Raw genomic sequence first — 14101 nt, forward strand, 5'->3', positions numbered from 1 at the left:
GGGCGGGGGGGGGCCTTCCCCGCGCCCCCCCCCCCCCCAGGGCCCAAAAAACCCACCCCCGCCCCCCCTCGCCCCCCCCCCCCCCCCACCGCCGTGGAAACGTGGTGGGTGTGGCTCACGACCGTCGTCGCACCAGCCGCAGCAGATCGGCGTTGGAGCCGCGGCGGGCCCAGGCGATCAGGGCGAGCGGCACGATCAGGATGAGCGGGGTCGCCGCGTTCTCACCGCCGAAGACGGTCATCTGGACGACGAACGCGCCCACCATGAGCGCGCTGAGCGCGACCGCGGCGACCGACTGGAGCACCGGGATCAGCAGGGCCACGCCGCCGGCCAGTTCGAGCGCGCCGATGGTGTACATGCCCGCGCTGCCCCAGCCGATCTTGTCGAAGGCGTCTACGGCGTACTGGTTGCCGATCAGCTTGGGCAGGGCGCTCGCGACGGCGTAGAAGAGGGCGATCAGGACCTGCACGGTGCGCAGGGCGATCCGGGCGCGGCGGCCGCGGGCGGTCGCGGACTCGGCGATGACGGGGGCGGAGGCGACGCGAGCGGTGGTCTCGGACATGGGGTTCTCCTGTGGAAGCCGTGGAAGCGGTGCGTGCTGCTGTCACGGGGGTAGACCGGCCCTCGCCGCGTAACTCATCGCCTCCGCGCGGATTTTCGTGGACGCCGCGCCGGAGGGGAGACCGTCGCGCGCACCGCCTCGTCGTGCACACCGCCTCAGAGCGGGAACCACCCGTGCCCGATGTACCAGTGCCCGCCCGCCCTCAGATGGTCGCCCACCGCCCGCTCCACCGCCGTGCGCCGCGGCAGGGTCGCGACGGGCAGCTCCGGGTCGCCGAACACGAACTGGACGGGTTCCGTGTCGGCCTGCTCCCGCTCGTCGCGGGCGAGGCGGAAGCGGTCCTGGAACCGCAGGATGTTGGAGCCGGCCGGAAGGTACTCCCTCAACTGCGGGTCCAGCAGCCAGGAGTGGCACAGCGCGGCCCGGAACTTCTCCTCGGGGTAGTGCCGTGCGAAGAACTCGGCCGCCAGTGCCAGCGAACGCTCGCAGGACGCCGGTGAGAGCGGGCCGAGGTGGTCCGGGATGTGGAGGTTGAGGCAGAGCGCCCCGTCCGTCAGGTCCAGGCCGGCCGCGGTGAGCGTCCGCGCGGTGCGCTGCCCGGGCCGCGTGCGCTCGAACTGCAGCCGCCCGAGCTGGTACAGCTCGCCCCGGAAGTGCCGGGTGAGCCACCAGGGTGCCTGTACGCCCGCCCGGCCGTGCCGCCTGCGGTGCACGGCCATGTTCCGCCCCAGGTCGGCGAGGGTGCGCCGGGAGACGTCGTCCGGGACGCCCCGGGCGCGGTGGTACGCGCGCGTGAACGGCAGGGCGGCGACGAACACGTACACCGGGAAGCAGCGCTGGAGCGGCCCCGACGCCCAGTCGAGCTGGGGCAGGTCCACCGCGCCGCCGACCTCCCCCATCCCGCGGACCAGCTCGTCCACCGACCCCTCCAGGAACCGCAGCAGTTCCGGGTCGTCGGTCACGCGCCGGCCCATCCGGACGAGCGCGTTGATGTCCTCGTGCGGTACAGCGAGGTCCAGCAGCACCTCGGCGAGCTCATCGGCATCCGGCAGCACGCGGCCACCTCCTGGTCCCGTTGCCCTTGGTGAACGTCCGTCCCGAAGAGTACGTTGCCTTGAGGAGCGATGATCCCGATGCGTACGGGCAGTGAGCCGACGACCGCGCGCAGTGCACTGCGGGCGCGATTCTGGCTGAGCGTGTGGGGGCTGCTGTGGGCGGTCTTCGGCACGGTGGCCTTCGCGCTGTCGGGCCATCCCGGGTGGGCGGCCGTCTGCGGCGTGCTGTGGCTGGTGATCACGGTCGACCTGGCCGTCGTCGTACGGCACATCCGCCAGGGCCCGCACTACCAGCCGGGCCGGGACGTCCCGCCGTACCGGCCGCCGGAGGGCCGGGTGCGCTAGCGGGCGCCCGCCTCACGACTCGAAACGCGCCGCCTTCAGGTACTGGGGGTTGGGGTCGAGCGCGGCCGCCAGCCTGAAGTGGCGCTTGGCCTGGTCGCGTTCGCCGCGGCGCTCGAAGGTCCGCGCGAGCGCGAAGTGCGCGAAGGCGTTGTCCGGCTCGCGCTCCAGCACGATGGTGAACTCCAGCTCGGCGGGCCGCAGTTGGGCGGCGGCGAAGAAGGCACGCGCGCGCAGCAGCCGGGCGGCGGTGTTCTCGGGGTGCGCGGCGATGACTCCGTCGAGCAACTTCACCGCGCCCCGCGGGTCCCGTGCGTTGAGCAGCTGCTCGGCGGCACGGAAGTCGATGACATGCGTCTCCGGAGTACGTCCGGTCGAACCGCTGGTCTCGGGCACGGCTCAGTCCTTCCCTCACTGACAGGGTTCAACGCCCTTGCCAGGGCCGCTATTCCTGTGACTGCCGTGACGCCAGTGCTACGCCCGCGCCCGGCGCTCCAGCTCCGCCCAGACCTCTTTGACCCGGCCCCGGAGCTCCTCCAGCGGCACGTCGTTGTCGATCACGACGTCCGCGATCTCGCGGCGCTCCTCCCGGGTCGCCTGGGCGCCCATCCGCGCGCGGGCGTCCTCCTCGGTCATGCCGCGCAGCCGCACGAGGCGGTCGAGCTGGGTCTCGGGGCGGGCGTCGACGACGATCACCAGGTCGTACAGCGGGGCCAGGCCGTTCTCCGTGAGGAGCGGTACGTCGTGGACGACGACCGCGTCCCCGGCCGCCGCCTCCAGCTCACGGGAGCGCTCGCCCACCAAGGGGTGCACGATCGAGTTCAGAACGGCCAGCTTCTCCGGGTCGGCGAAGACGATCGAGCCGAGCTTCGGCCGGTCCAGACCGCCGTCGGGGGCCAGCACCTCCTCCCCGAAGGCGTCCACCACCGCGGCCAGACCGGGCGTCCCGGGCGCGACCACCTCCCGAGCGATGCGGTCCGCGTCGATCAGCACGGCACCGCACTCGACGAGCAGCCGCGACACTTCGCTCTTGCCGGCACCGATTCCGCCGGTCAGACCCACCTTCAGCATGAACGGAAGCATAGGGCTGTCCGACGATTCCCGTCGTCCGCCCTGAGGGCAGGCCGGAATGGTCCGACACCCCCCAGGGCCTGGATCCGGCGGCAGGACCGCCGGAGGTCAGTTGTCGCCCTCGCGCTCCGCCAGGAAGCGCTCGAACTCGAGGCCGATCTCGTCCGCCGAGGGGATCTCGACGGGCTCGGCGAGCATGTTGCCCCGGCTCTCGGCGCCCGCGACGGCGTCGTACTGGTTCTCCAGGCCCGAGACGAGCGAGGTCAGCTCCTCGTCGCCCTCCTGGATCTGCCGGTCGATCTCGGTCTGCGTGCGATGCGCGTCCGTGCGCAGCGAGTGCGCGATGGCGGGCAGCACCAGACCGGTGGCCGCCGTGATGGCCTCCAGAACGGTCAGGGCCGCGTCCGGGTACGTGGACCGGGCGATGTAGTGCGGCACGTGCGCGGCGACCCCGAGGACGTCGTGCCCGGCCTGCATGAGGCGGTACTCGACCAGCGACTCGGCGCTGCCGGGGACCTGCGCCTCGTCGAAGGGGCTGGTGTGGCCCGGGACCAGGTCGGTGCGGTTGCCGTGCGGGGTCAGGCCCACGGGGCGGGTGTGCGGCACGCCCATGGGAATGCCGTGGAAGTTCACGGACAGGCGCACGCCCAGCCGCTCCACGATCTGCTGGACGGCGGCGGCGAAGCGCTCCCACTCCACGTCCGGCTCCGGGCCGGACAGCAGCAGGAAGGGCGCTCCGGTGGCGTCCTGGACGAGCCGGACCTCGATGGTGGGGTCCTCGTAGTCGGTCCACCGGTCGTGCTGGAAGGTCAGCAGCGGCCGGCGGGCGCGGTAGTCCACGAGCCGGTCGTGGTCGAAGCGGGCGACGACCTGGTGGGGCAGCGAGTCGAGGACCCGGTCGACGATCTGGTCGCCGGTCTCGCCCGCGTCGATGTATCCGTCGAAGTGGTAGAGCATGACCAGACCGGCCGACTCCTGGGCGAGCGCCATGTCGACCACGGCCAGGCCCTTCGGCTCCCATGCGTACAAACCCTGCGGATCAAGCACTGTGACCGCTCCTCCTCGTGTTCGTACGTCTCAACACGCCCTGGACCAGGCTCATTCCCGGCCCGGCCGTTCCGGACAGCACCGAGGGGCCGCACCTCGAAAGGTGCGGCCCCTCAGCTACGGGCCAAGCTCAGCGGCGAGCGGTCAGCTCTGGCCGCCGGCGAGCTTCTCACGCAGGGCGGCAAGCGCCTCGTCCGAGGCCAGCGCGCCGGAGTTGTCCGGGCCCTCGGAGGAGTACGAACCGCCGGACGCGGCCGGAGCCGCACCCGCGTTGTCGCCACCCTCGGCAGCGGCAGCGGCGTCGGCCTCGCGGCTCTTGATGACCTGCTGCTGGTGCTGCTCGAAGCGCTGCTGCGCCTCGGCGTACTGGTGCTCCCACGCCTCGCGCTGGGTCTCGTAGCCCTCGAGCCAGTCGTTGGTCTCGGGGTCGAAGCCCTCGGGGTAGATGTAGTTGCCCTGGTCGTCGTAGGACGCGGCCATGCCGTACAGGGTCGGGTCGAACTCGACCGTGGCCGGGTCGGCACCGAAGGCCTCGTTGGCCTGCTTCAGCGAGAGGCTGATGCGACGGCGCTCGAGGTCGATGTCGATGACCTTGACGAAGATCTCGTCGTTGACCTGGACGACCTGCTCCGGGATCTCCACGTGGCGCTCGGCCAGCTCGGAGATGTGCACCAGGCCCTCGATGCCCTCGTCCACGCGGACGAACGCACCGAACGGAACCAGCTTCGTGACCTTGCCGGGCACGACCTGGCCGATCTGGTGGGTGCGGGCGAACTGCTGCCACGGGTCTTCCTGGGTCGCCTTCAGCGACAGGGAGACGCGCTCGCGGTCCATGTCGACGTCCAGGACCTCGACCGTGACCTCCTGGCCGACCTCGACGACCTCGGAGGGGTGGTCGATGTGCTTCCAGGACAGCTCGGAGACGTGGACCAGACCGTCGACGCCACCCAGGTCCACGAAGGCACCGAAGTTGACGATCGAGGAGACCACACCGGAGCGGACCTGACCCTTCTGGAGGGTCGTGAGGAACGTCTGGCGGACCTCGGACTGGGTCTGCTCCAGCCAGGCACGGCGGGACAGGACCACGTTGTTGCGGTTCTTGTCCAGCTCGATGATCTTGGCCTCGAGCTCCTTGCCCACGTAGGGCTGGAGGTCGCGGACGCGGCGCATCTCGACCAGGGAGGCCGGGAGGAAGCCGCGGAGGCCGATGTCGAGGATGAGACCACCCTTGACGACCTCGATGACGGTACCGGTGACGATGCCGTCCTCTTCCTTGATCTTCTCGATGGTGCCCCAGGCACGCTCGTACTGGGCGCGCTTCTTCGAGAGGATCAGGCGGCCTTCCTTGTCCTCCTTCTGGAGGACCAGGGCCTCGATCTCGTCACCGACGGCGACGACCTCGTTCGGGTCGACGTCGTGCTTGATCGAGAGCTCTCGGCTCGGGATGACACCTTCGGTCTTGTAACCGATGTCGAGCAGGACCTCGTCCCGGTCGACCTTCACGATGACGCCGTCGACGATGTCGCCGTCGTTGAAGTACTTGATCGTCTCGTCGATCGCGGCGAGGAAGGCTTCCTCGTTACCGATGTCGTTGACCGCAACCTGCGGGGTGGTGGCGGTGGTCTCGGTGCTGCTCGTCATGTGGGAAAGGGCTCCGGTACGGACATTGAAGTCGTAGGTACTGCTTACGCCGGGAGCCCGTTTCGCTCTGAAGAAGCCGGACAGCCAAGGAAGCGCCCCACCAGATTCTGATGGCGGCGCCTCGACAACCGAGGGGACATACAACAGATGCGAGCGCAGCCTGCTACGTCTGAGGTGCGCAGGCCCGCAGCGCAACTTGTAGCATACGGGGGCAGCCGGACAGGGTCAACGCACGAACGCGCACACCCGGGGCGGATCGCCCCATACCCGGCACAAGAACTGTCTCCGGAGGCCACGCAGGGTCCGGCAGACCCCTTCCGTGACACGGCCGGAAGGGCCCGCGCCACCGCGAAGGTGACGGAAGAGTACGACGAGGGAGCCGATCATCCAAGAGGCCGAAGCCTTCGAACCCGAAGCGACCCGCCGCACGGCCGGCGTCGCCGAGAGCTCCCGGGCCAACCGGGGCTGGTGGGACAGGAACGCGGACGAGTACCAGGTCGAGCACGGCACGTTCCTCGGCGACGACCGCTTCGTGTGGGGCCCCGAGGGCCTGGACGAGGTGGAGGCGGAGCTGCTCGGCCCGCCGGAGGCTCTCAAGGGCAAGGACGTCCTGGAGATCGGCGCCGGCGCCGCCCAGTGCTCGCGCTGGCTGGCCGGCCAGGGCGCCCGCCCGGTCGCGCTGGACATCTCGCACCGCCAGCTCCAGCACGCGCTGCGCATCGGCGGCCCGTTCCCCCTGGTGTGCGCCGACGCGGGTGAGCTGCCCTTCGCGGACGGCTCCTTCGACCTGGTGTGCTCGGCGTACGGGGCGCTGCCGTTCGTCGCCGATCCGGTGCTGGTGCTGAAAGAGGTGCACCGGGTGCTCCGTCCGGGTGGCCGCCTGGTCTTCTCGGTCACGCACCCCATCCGCTGGGCCTTCCCGGACGAGCCCGGACCGGAGGGGCTGAGCGTCTCCGCCTCGTACTTCGACCGCACTCCCTACGTCGAGCAGGACGAGCAGGGCCGCGCCGTCTACGTCGAGCACCACCGCACGATCGGCGACCGGGTGCGGGACGTGGTCGCGGCGGGCCTGCGGCTGGTGGACCTGGTCGAGCCGGAGTGGCCGGCCTGGAACACCTCGGAGTGGGGCGGCTGGTCGCCGCTGCGCGGAAACCTGATCCCGGGGACGGCCGTCTTCGTCTGCGTACGAGACTGAGCGGGTGATCCGCTACGACGCTCTGGACGCGCTGCCCGTACGCGGCGCGCTGCCCGCTCTGGACGAGGCGCTGGAGGGGCACGGCACGGCCGTCCTGGTCGCGCCGCCCGGCACCGGCAAGACGACGCTGGTGCCGCTGGAGCTGGCGGGACTGCTGGGTGACGGGCCCGCGCGGCGCGTGGTGGTCGCCGAGCCGCGGCGGATCGCGGCGCGGGCGGCGGCCCGGCGGATGGCCTGGCTGCTGGGCGAGCGGGCCGGTGCGAGCGTCGGGTACACCGTGCGCGGCGAGCGGGTCGGCGGGCGGCACACGCGCGTGGAGGTCGTCACGACCGGTGTGCTTCTCCAGCGGCTCCAGCGCGACCAGGAGCTGACGGGCGTCGACGTGGTGGTGCTCGACGAGTGCCACGAGCGGCATCTGGACGCGGACACCGCGGCGGCCTTCCTGTGGGACGTACGGGAGACGCTGCGGCCGGAGCTGCGGCTGGTGGCCGCGTCGGCGACGACGGATGCCCAGGGGTGGGCGCGGCTGCTGGGCGGAGCGCCCGTCGTCGAGGCGGCGGGAGTCTCGCACCCGGTCGAGGTCGTGTGGGCGCCGCCGCAGCGGCCGGTGCGGCCGCCGCACGGGATGCGGGTGGATCCGGCGCTCCTGACGCATGTGGCCTCGACGGTGCGGCGGGCGCTGGCCGAGCGGGACGGGGACGTGCTGTGCTTCCTGCCGGGCGTGGGCGAGATCGCGCGCGTGGCGGGGCAGTTGGGGCAGCTCGGCGGCGTCGACGTGCTCCAGGTGCACGGACGCGCGCCGGCCGCCGTGCAGGACGCGGTGCTGGCGCCGGGTGTGCGGCGCCGGGTCGTGCTCGCCACGTCGGTGGCCGAGTCGTCGCTGACGGTTCCGGGCGTCCGGGTGGTCGTCGACTCGGGCCTCGCGCGCGAGCCCCGGGTCGACCACGCGCGCGGGCTGAGCGCGCTGACGACGGTGCGGGCCTCGCATGCGGCCGGGCGGCAGCGGGCGGGAAGGGCCGGGCGGGAGGCGCCCGGCGCGGTGTACCGGTGCTGGGCCGAGGCCGAGGACGCCCGGCTGCCGCGGTTCCCGGCGCCGGAGATCAAGGTGGCCGACCTGACGGCGTTCGCCCTCCAGGCGGCCTGCTGGGGCGATCCCGGCGCGTCCGGGCTGGCGCTGCTGGATCCGCCGCCGGGCGGGGCGATGGCGGCGGCACGGGAGGTGCTGGCGGCCGTCGGCGCGGTGGACTCGGCCGGGCGGGCCACGGAGCGGGGCCTGCGGCTGGCCCGGCTGGGCCTGCACCCGCGGCTGGGGCGGGCACTGCTGGACACCTCCGGCAAGGGTGCCGAAGTGGTCGCGCTGCTGTCCGAGGAGGCGCCGCGGGAGTACGGGGACGACCTGGCGGCCGCGGTGCGCACGGCCCGGCGCGGCGGTGACGCCTACGCGGCGCGGTGGCGGGCGGAGGTCCGCCGGCTGACGCGGGACGGCGAGCGCACGGCGGCGGCGGACGACCGCACCGCGGGCCTCGTCGCCGCGCTGGCCTTCCCCGAGCGGGTGGCCAAGGCCGACGGGGGTTCCTATCTCATGGCCTCCGGGACGCGCGCCGAGCTGCGCGACGGCAGCCCGCTACGCGGCGCCGACTGGATCGCCGTGGCCGTCGCGGACCGTCCCGTCGGCAAGGGGCACGCGCGCGTGCAGCTCGCCGCCGTGGTGGACGAGGACATGGCCCGCTCGGCGGCGGCCTCGCTGTACTCCGCGGACCAGGAGGTGCACTGGGCGGACGGGGACGTCGTGGCGCGGCGGGTGGAGCGGCTGGGCGCGATCGAGCTGGCGGCACGGCCGCTGACGGACGCCGATCCCGCGCTGGTCCGCGAGGCGCTGGTGGAGGGGCTGCGGCAGGAAGGGTTCGGGCTGCTGCGGTGGACGCCCGACGCGGCCGTACTGCGGCAGCGGCTCGCCTTTCTGCGGCTGCACCTCGGGGAGCCGTGGCCGGACGTCTCGGACGACGCGCTGCACGCGCGCGTGGACGAGTGGCTGGAACCCGAGCTGGGCCGGGCGCGGCGACGCGCCGACCTCGCGCGCATCGACGCCGGGCAGGCGCTCGGCCGGCTGCTGCCGTGGGCCTCAGGGGAGGCGGCCCGGCTGGACGAGCTGGCGCCGGAGCGGATCGCCGTGCCGAGCGGGTCCAGGATCCGGATCGACTACGGCAATCCCGAACAGCCCGTGCTCGCCGTGAAGTTGCAGGAGATGTTCGGGCTGCACGCGTCGCCGGCCGTCGCGGGCGTGCCGCTGCTCGTGCACCTCCTGTCCCCCGCCGGCCGCCCGGCCGCCGTCACCGCCGACCTCGCCTCCTTCTGGAGGGACGGCTACAAGGGCGTACGGGCGGAGCTGCGCGGCCGGTATCCGAAGCATCCGTGGCCCGAGGACCCGGCGACGGCCGAGCCGACGCGGCACACCAACGCGCGGCTCAGGCGCTGACCGGTTCCGGTGCCGAGGACTCGGCCGGTTCCGGGTCGGCCGGGCGGCGGCCGCGGGCCTCCAGCCACAGCGACAGGGAGAGCAGCAGGGTGCCGAGGATCAGGAAGCCCCAGGGCAGGTACGACGTCAGCAGCAGGACGAGGGTGCGGTTGGACTTGACCAGGGCGACGGTGTGCTCGATGTAGTCCTCGCGCATCTTCACGTGCCCGGCGAAGGCCGTCACCTTGTCGCGTCCGCCGAGGAGGGTGCCGCCGCGCAGCTCCTCCTTGTGGATCTCCTCGCCGTAGACGGGCGCTCCGGTGGTGGGCTCGACCCAGAACCTCCGGACCGTCGTGTACCAGCGGGTGGTGCCGGTCCTGGCGACCGACTCTGGGGTGATGCCCTTGACCGGCATGACCTTGGGGAAGGGCACCTTGGTCCAGGGGACGGTCTGCTCGAAGTAGTAGACCTTCAGGCCGCGGAAGTTCTGCGTGCCCTTGTAGTGGATGGGGTTCGTGGTGCGGGTCTGGGCGTCGAAGTACTCGTAGTCGCGCTTCTGGGTCAGGAAGGGCCACTTGAACTCGATGCCGTCCCGCTTCACCGGGTCGCCGTCGACCATCTCGCCGGTGGCGTGCACGGGGTCCTGGCTGTGGGCGTCGAAGATGTAGCGCTCGGGGATCTCGGAGACCATCTTGCCGTCGGGGCCCTGGACGTAGGAGAGGCCGTCCCAGACGACGACGTCCCGGCCCGCCGTCCGCTCGATCCTCTTCCCGGCCTCCACATTGCCCTTGAGGGTCTGCACGATGGTGACCTTGGAGACCTTGCGCGCCTTCATCGTGCCGTAGTCGAGGAGGGTCGCGCCCTTCGCCTCCAGGACCATGTCCTGGTACTGGTCGGCGGGGATCTTGGCCAGGCGCGGGAAGGCGTACCAGCGCAGCAGCGGGGACAGGGCCGCGAAGAACACGGCGAAGGCGAGCAGGACCAGACTGGCCTTGCGGCGCATCTCGGCCTCCCGGGCGGACGGCTGACGTGCGGGCTACGGGTGCGACGGCACCGTCGTCAGCAGCGGTTTCGGGGACGTCTTTCCCGTCGGCGACCCCATCGCGGTGATCGTGAGGATCAGCGCGAGGGCGACGGCGAGACCGGTCGCGGCGGCGATCAGGGCGCGCATTCCTGCCTCCCGACGGACTGGAACGGGGCTGGGGCACGGGACGGGGCTGGGGCGGGGCGGAACTGATACCTCGTCAGGTCCGGCACCGTAGCAACGGGCGGCCGAGATGAGAACACGTTGCACACGGACGAGGGCGCCCCGTCCGCCGAAGCGGAGGGGCGCCCTCGGGTGAGGCGTTACGCGGAGGGGCTCGCCGACGTGCTGGGCGACGGGCTCGTCGAGGAGTCGGCCGCGGCCACGGTCAGCTCGACGTCGAGGTTGGCGCCGCCCGCGGTGGTGATGCGCAGGATGAAGCTGCCGGTGGTGTCGTCGGAGTACAGCTTCGGCAGCGTCAGCAGGCCCTTGGCGTCCGTCTTCAGGCCCGTCAGGGTGCGTACGGTCTTGCCGTCCGCGTCCTTGAAGTAGGGGCCCTTGTCGTTCGCGGTCGCGTCGAGCTTGGACTTGATCAGGGTGGCGGTGACCGCGACCTTGTCCGCGACGGCGCCCTTGTTCGTGGCCTTCACCCCGACCTGCTCGGCGAACTCGCCGCCCGGGGTGCAGGTCAGCGCGGTGTCGCTGGTGCGGACGACGGTGTCGGCGACGCGCTCGGTGACGGTGGCCTTGTAGTCGATCCCCGCGACCGAACGGCCCACGACCGTGGCGCGGACGGTGAAGGCGCCGGTCTTCTCTCCCGCCTGCAGCGCGGGGGCGACGGCCACGCCGGTGCTGTTGGTGACGACCGTGGCGACCTTCTCGCCGCCGGTGAAGGTGGCGTCGGTGTCACCGGTGACGGTGAAGCGGATGCGGACCTTGGCGACGGCCTTGCCGGCCTTGGTCACGGCCTTGGCGCCGACCTTCTGCGTGAAGGCGTCGCCGGCCATCGCGGTGAGCGTGCCGGTGCCCGAGTTCGCCAGGTGGTCGACGGTGTCGGTCGGCGTCGGCGACGGGCTGCCCGGCGTGCCGGGCGAGCCGCCGGGCGTGTCCGGCGTGCCGGACGGCGGCGTGGTGGGGGTATGCGCGTGGCCCGGGGTGTGCGAGGGCTTCCCGTGGGGCGATGTCGACGGCTTGGAACCGGTGTTGCGGTGGCCGTCGCTGCGGTTGGACGGGATCGTGCCGGTGCCGTCCGGGATCTCGTGGGTGCCGTTGCGGTAGTACTCCAGCCACGACAGGACGAGGTTCAGGTAGTCCTGCGAGTTGTTGTAGCTGAGGATCGCGCTGTTGAGGCCCGTCTGCTCGGCCAGGTTCCAGTCGTTGCGGCACAGGTAGTGGCCTGCGGCGAGGGCGGCGTCGTAGACGTTGTTGGGGTCCTTGACCCCGTCGCCGTTGCCGTCGCGGCCCGCCCACGCCCAGGTGGAGGGGATGAACTGCATGGGTCCGACGGCCTGGTCGTAGGAGCTGTTGCCGTCGTACTTGCCGCCGTCGGTGTCCTTGATGAGCGCGAAGCCGTTGCCGTCGAGCTGCGGGCCGAGGATCGGGGAGAGCGTGGTGCCGTCCGCGTCGACCCGGCCGCCGCGGGCCTGGCCGGACTCGACCTTGCCGATCGCCGCGAGCAGCTGCCAGGGCAGGTTGCAGCCCGGCTTGGAGGAGCCCAGCTCGGCCGCGGCCTTCTTGTAGGCGGCGAGCACCGTCGCGGGGATGCCGGACTCGGAGGGGCCCGGGGTCACAGGCGTGGCACTCGCGGACGGCGACGGGCTCGGGCTGTTGAGGGGCGGCAGATCCGTGTAGTACGGCGAGTTGCCGGTCGCGCCGCCCTCACCGGTGGCGGTCGCTTCGGGAGAGGGCTGCGCGTCGGAGGCGGTCCGTCTGCCGTGGTCGTCGGCGGTGACTCCCGGAGCCTGGGATGCGGACAGGGCCGCGACCGCGGCCGCCGCGACGGCGGTGGTCGCCGCCCCCTTGCACAGCCTCCTGCCGAATTGCGCCGCCATAGAGTGAACCCCTCCCAGGGACGCGCGAGCGTCCGTCTTCGTCTGCCGAGCGTGTCCGCCCGCCCCAGGTGTGACGAGCGACCGGGCGATCGGGTTGCCTTCACGGGCCGTCGAGTCTTGTCTTTTTCTTTTGGTTCTCCTGTTCGACCGCGCACCTGGCACGGTGACCCAGGCGACCCTACGACAACTTCCTTTGCACCGGGAGCCGTTCGTGCCCGGTTTTCACCAGTTGGCCATGTGCGATTGGCCCGGGGGCAACGCCCGCATACTGGACCGAAGCGATCACCCGGGCCGGCCGTCCGGGCAACGTCCGGTGTGAGGAGCCCAGTTGCCGTTCACCCTGAGCCATGCGGCGGCGGTACTGCCCGGCGTACGCGCGGACGGGAGCGGCCGGGGCGGGCTGGTCCCGGCCGTGCTCGTGGCCGGTTCCTTCGCGCCCGACATGACGTACTACGCGGCGAGTGCGGTGTCCGGGGCGATGGAGTTCGGGGACGCCACCCACTCCTTCCCCGGTGTCTTCACGGTCGACGTGCTGGTGGCCTGGGCTCTGGTGTGGCTGTGGCTGCTGGTGCGCGAGCCGCTGGTGGCGCTGCTGCCGCGGTCCTGGCAGCCGCGGCCGGCCGCGCTGCTGCGGTGTGGCGCGCCGCGGGCGCGGGTCCGTCCGTCGCTGGCCGTGCGGTGGTACGTGTCGGCCGCGCTGGGCGCGCTCACGCACGTCGTCTGGGACGCGTTCACGCATCTCGACCGGTGGGGGATGCGGCTGTTTCCCGTGCTGGGCCGGGAGTTCGAGGGCTTCCCGCTGTACTGGTACCTCCAGTACGGCGGCTCGGCGGTGGCCGCGGTGGTGATCGCCGTGTGGCTGGTGCGGGCGGTGCGGCGGGTGCCGGTGGGGACGGGGGCGGCCGGGCCGGGGGCGGGCGGGCCGGGGGCGGCGGGTGTCCCCTTCCTCTCGGTACGGGACCGGTGGTGGGCCGGTGTCGTGATCGGCGGGTGCGGTGTCGTGGGCGCGGTGCAGCGCGCGACCCGGTGGTGGGCGTACTGGGGGTCGACGGCGAAGCCGTGGGAGCTGATTCCCACCGTCTGCTTCGGAGCGGGCGCGGGGCTGGTGCTCGGGCTGCTGCTCCACGGGGCCGGGACCAGGGTGTGGCGCCCGGCGCCGCCGGCCGCGCGGCCGGAGCGGATCAGCGCCGGGGACGGCCGTCCGGCCGGTCGCTGAGGGTGCGGGCGGTCACGACGAACACCGTGACGCGGCGCGCGGAGCGGCTGCGGCGGACGCGGCCGACGAGGTTGGTCACGTAGCTGCGGCCGAGGCCGGCCCACAGCCGCCAGGTGGGCGGCTCCGCGCCGCCCGTCGCGATACGGCGCAGCCGGCGCCGGAGGTCCGCCGCGGTGCGGCGCAGGACGACCTTGAGGTCGGTGGGGATGCGGGCGGTGCTTGCGCGGGCTGCGAAGGCCGGCACCGGTGCGGGCGGCACGATGGGCGCCGCCCCGGCACTCGCCTGCGCTCTCGCCGGCCGGCGGTTGAGCATGCGTATACCCATGCCCGCATCCTGTACAGCCCCCGCCGGGGCGGCGCCTTTGCGGGGGCCACGTGAGTGACGGGCCCTGCGGGGCTTTGGCCGGGGGTGTGCGGGTGGGGCTCGGCTGGGGTGCGGCTG

Annotated in this window: 14 protein-coding genes; 4 read left to right on the forward strand and 10 right to left on the reverse strand. The window is 72.6% G+C overall.

Annotation, left to right across the window (positions count from 1 at the left end; genetic code table 11):
• Positions 1 to 115: 115 nt before the first annotated feature.
• Positions 116 to 562 carry a DoxX family protein gene (locus ACFU97_RS19800; RefSeq protein WP_384258025.1) on the reverse strand — a complete coding sequence of 149 codons (447 nt, stop codon included), beginning with the start codon at positions 560 to 562 and terminating at the stop codon, positions 116 to 118.
• Between the two features lie 155 nt (positions 563 to 717).
• A complete protein-coding gene (locus tag ACFU97_RS19805) occupies positions 718 to 1617 on the reverse strand; it encodes an acyltransferase domain-containing protein (RefSeq protein ID WP_384258027.1) in 900 nt (299 codons plus the stop codon).
• Positions 1618 to 1686: 69 nt separating this feature from the next.
• Here ACFU97_RS19805 and ACFU97_RS19810 point away from each other — a divergent pair, with 69 nt between their 5' ends.
• The gene (locus tag ACFU97_RS19810) at positions 1687 to 1962 is read left to right on the forward strand and encodes a DUF6343 family protein (RefSeq protein WP_384258029.1); all 276 of its coding nucleotides are present in this window, start codon (positions 1687 to 1689) and stop codon (positions 1960 to 1962) included.
• A gap of 12 nt (positions 1963 to 1974) precedes the next feature.
• Here ACFU97_RS19810 and ACFU97_RS19815 read toward each other — a convergent pair whose 3' ends face one another.
• From ACFU97_RS19815 to rpsA, 4 genes are all read right to left on the reverse strand, one after another.
• Positions 1975 to 2355: a tetratricopeptide repeat protein gene (locus ACFU97_RS19815; protein WP_384258031.1), complete on the reverse strand. Its 381-nt coding sequence runs from the start codon at positions 2353 to 2355 to the stop codon at positions 1975 to 1977.
• 78 nt (positions 2356 to 2433) lie between these two features.
• The gene (gene coaE / locus ACFU97_RS19820) at positions 2434 to 3030 is read right to left on the reverse strand and encodes a dephospho-CoA kinase (RefSeq protein WP_384258034.1); all 597 of its coding nucleotides are present in this window, start codon (positions 3028 to 3030) and stop codon (positions 2434 to 2436) included.
• Between the two features lie 108 nt (positions 3031 to 3138).
• Positions 3139 to 4077 (reverse strand): PAC2 family protein, encoded by a 939-nt coding sequence (locus ACFU97_RS19825; protein WP_384258036.1) that lies wholly within the window; start codon positions 4075 to 4077, stop codon positions 3139 to 3141.
• Between the two features lie 144 nt (positions 4078 to 4221).
• Positions 4222 to 5718, reverse strand: a complete 1497-nt coding sequence (gene rpsA, locus ACFU97_RS19830) for a 30S ribosomal protein S1 (protein WP_384258040.1) — start codon at positions 5716 to 5718, stop codon at positions 4222 to 4224.
• A gap of 382 nt (positions 5719 to 6100) precedes the next feature.
• Between rpsA and ACFU97_RS19835 the strand changes: the two genes are divergently transcribed.
• Positions 6101 to 6913 carry a class I SAM-dependent methyltransferase gene (locus ACFU97_RS19835; RefSeq protein WP_384258100.1) on the forward strand — a complete coding sequence of 271 codons (813 nt, stop codon included), beginning with the start codon at positions 6101 to 6103 and terminating at the stop codon, positions 6911 to 6913.
• A gap of 4 nt (positions 6914 to 6917) precedes the next feature.
• Positions 6918 to 9389 carry an ATP-dependent helicase HrpB gene (gene hrpB, locus ACFU97_RS19840; protein WP_384258042.1) on the forward strand — a complete coding sequence of 824 codons (2472 nt, stop codon included), beginning with the start codon at positions 6918 to 6920 and terminating at the stop codon, positions 9387 to 9389.
• Here hrpB and ACFU97_RS19845 read toward each other — a convergent pair.
• The 3 genes from ACFU97_RS19845 to ACFU97_RS19855 all read right to left on the reverse strand — a co-directional run bounded on the left by ACFU97_RS19845 (position 9379) and on the right by ACFU97_RS19855 (position 12443).
• Positions 9379 to 10371 carry a DUF3068 domain-containing protein gene (locus ACFU97_RS19845; protein ID WP_384258043.1) on the reverse strand — a complete coding sequence of 331 codons (993 nt, stop codon included), beginning with the start codon at positions 10369 to 10371 and terminating at the stop codon, positions 9379 to 9381. The two genes, hrpB and ACFU97_RS19845, sit on opposite strands and share 11 nt — an antisense overlap.
• Before the next feature lie 33 nt (positions 10372 to 10404).
• Positions 10405 to 10539 (reverse strand): SPW_0924 family protein, encoded by a 135-nt coding sequence (locus tag ACFU97_RS19850; protein ID WP_384258046.1) that lies wholly within the window; start codon positions 10537 to 10539, stop codon positions 10405 to 10407.
• 176 nt (positions 10540 to 10715) lie between these two features.
• A complete protein-coding gene (locus ACFU97_RS19855; RefSeq protein ID WP_384258048.1) occupies positions 10716 to 12443 on the reverse strand; it encodes a lytic transglycosylase domain-containing protein in 1728 nt (575 codons plus the stop codon).
• Positions 12444 to 12771: 328 nt separating this feature from the next.
• Here ACFU97_RS19855 and ACFU97_RS19860 point away from each other — a divergent pair, with 328 nt between their 5' ends.
• Positions 12772 to 13659, forward strand: a complete 888-nt coding sequence (locus tag ACFU97_RS19860; RefSeq protein ID WP_384258050.1) for a DUF4184 family protein — start codon at positions 12772 to 12774, stop codon at positions 13657 to 13659.
• On the opposite strand, the gene ACFU97_RS19865 is transcribed toward ACFU97_RS19860, so the two are convergent.
• A complete protein-coding gene (locus ACFU97_RS19865; protein WP_384258053.1) occupies positions 13625 to 13984 on the reverse strand; it encodes a hypothetical protein in 360 nt (119 codons plus the stop codon). The genes ACFU97_RS19860 and ACFU97_RS19865 overlap by 35 nt on opposite strands.
• Positions 13985 to 14101: the final 117 nt, after the last annotated feature.

Origin of the sequence: Streptomyces sp. NPDC057616 (genome assembly GCF_042800575.1) — a bacterium.
Taxonomy (GTDB): Bacteria; Actinomycetota; Actinomycetes; order Streptomycetales; family Streptomycetaceae; genus Streptomyces.

Coding starts and splice junctions, on each gene's coding strand:
- ACFU97_RS19800 (WP_384258025.1), bottom strand. CDS start 562: ATGTCCGAGACCACCGCTCGCGTCGCCTCCGCCCCCGTCATCGCCGAG.
- ACFU97_RS19810 (WP_384258029.1), top strand. CDS start 1,687: ATGATCCCGATGCGTACGGGCAGTGAGCCGACGACCGCGCGCAGTGCA.
- coaE (WP_384258034.1), bottom strand. CDS start 3,030: ATGCTGAAGGTGGGTCTGACCGGCGGAATCGGTGCCGGCAAGAGCGAA.
- rpsA (WP_384258040.1), bottom strand. CDS start 5,718: ATGACGAGCAGCACCGAGACCACCGCCACCACCCCGCAGGTTGCGGTC.
- ACFU97_RS19845 (WP_384258043.1), bottom strand. CDS start 10,371: ATGCGCCGCAAGGCCAGTCTGGTCCTGCTCGCCTTCGCCGTGTTCTTC.
- ACFU97_RS19850 (WP_384258046.1), bottom strand. CDS start 10,539: ATGCGCGCCCTGATCGCCGCCGCGACCGGTCTCGCCGTCGCCCTCGCG.
- ACFU97_RS19855 (WP_384258048.1), bottom strand. CDS start 12,443: ATGGCGGCGCAATTCGGCAGGAGGCTGTGCAAGGGGGCGGCGACCACC.
- ACFU97_RS19865 (WP_384258053.1), bottom strand. CDS start 13,984: ATGGGTATACGCATGCTCAACCGCCGGCCGGCGAGAGCGCAGGCGAGT.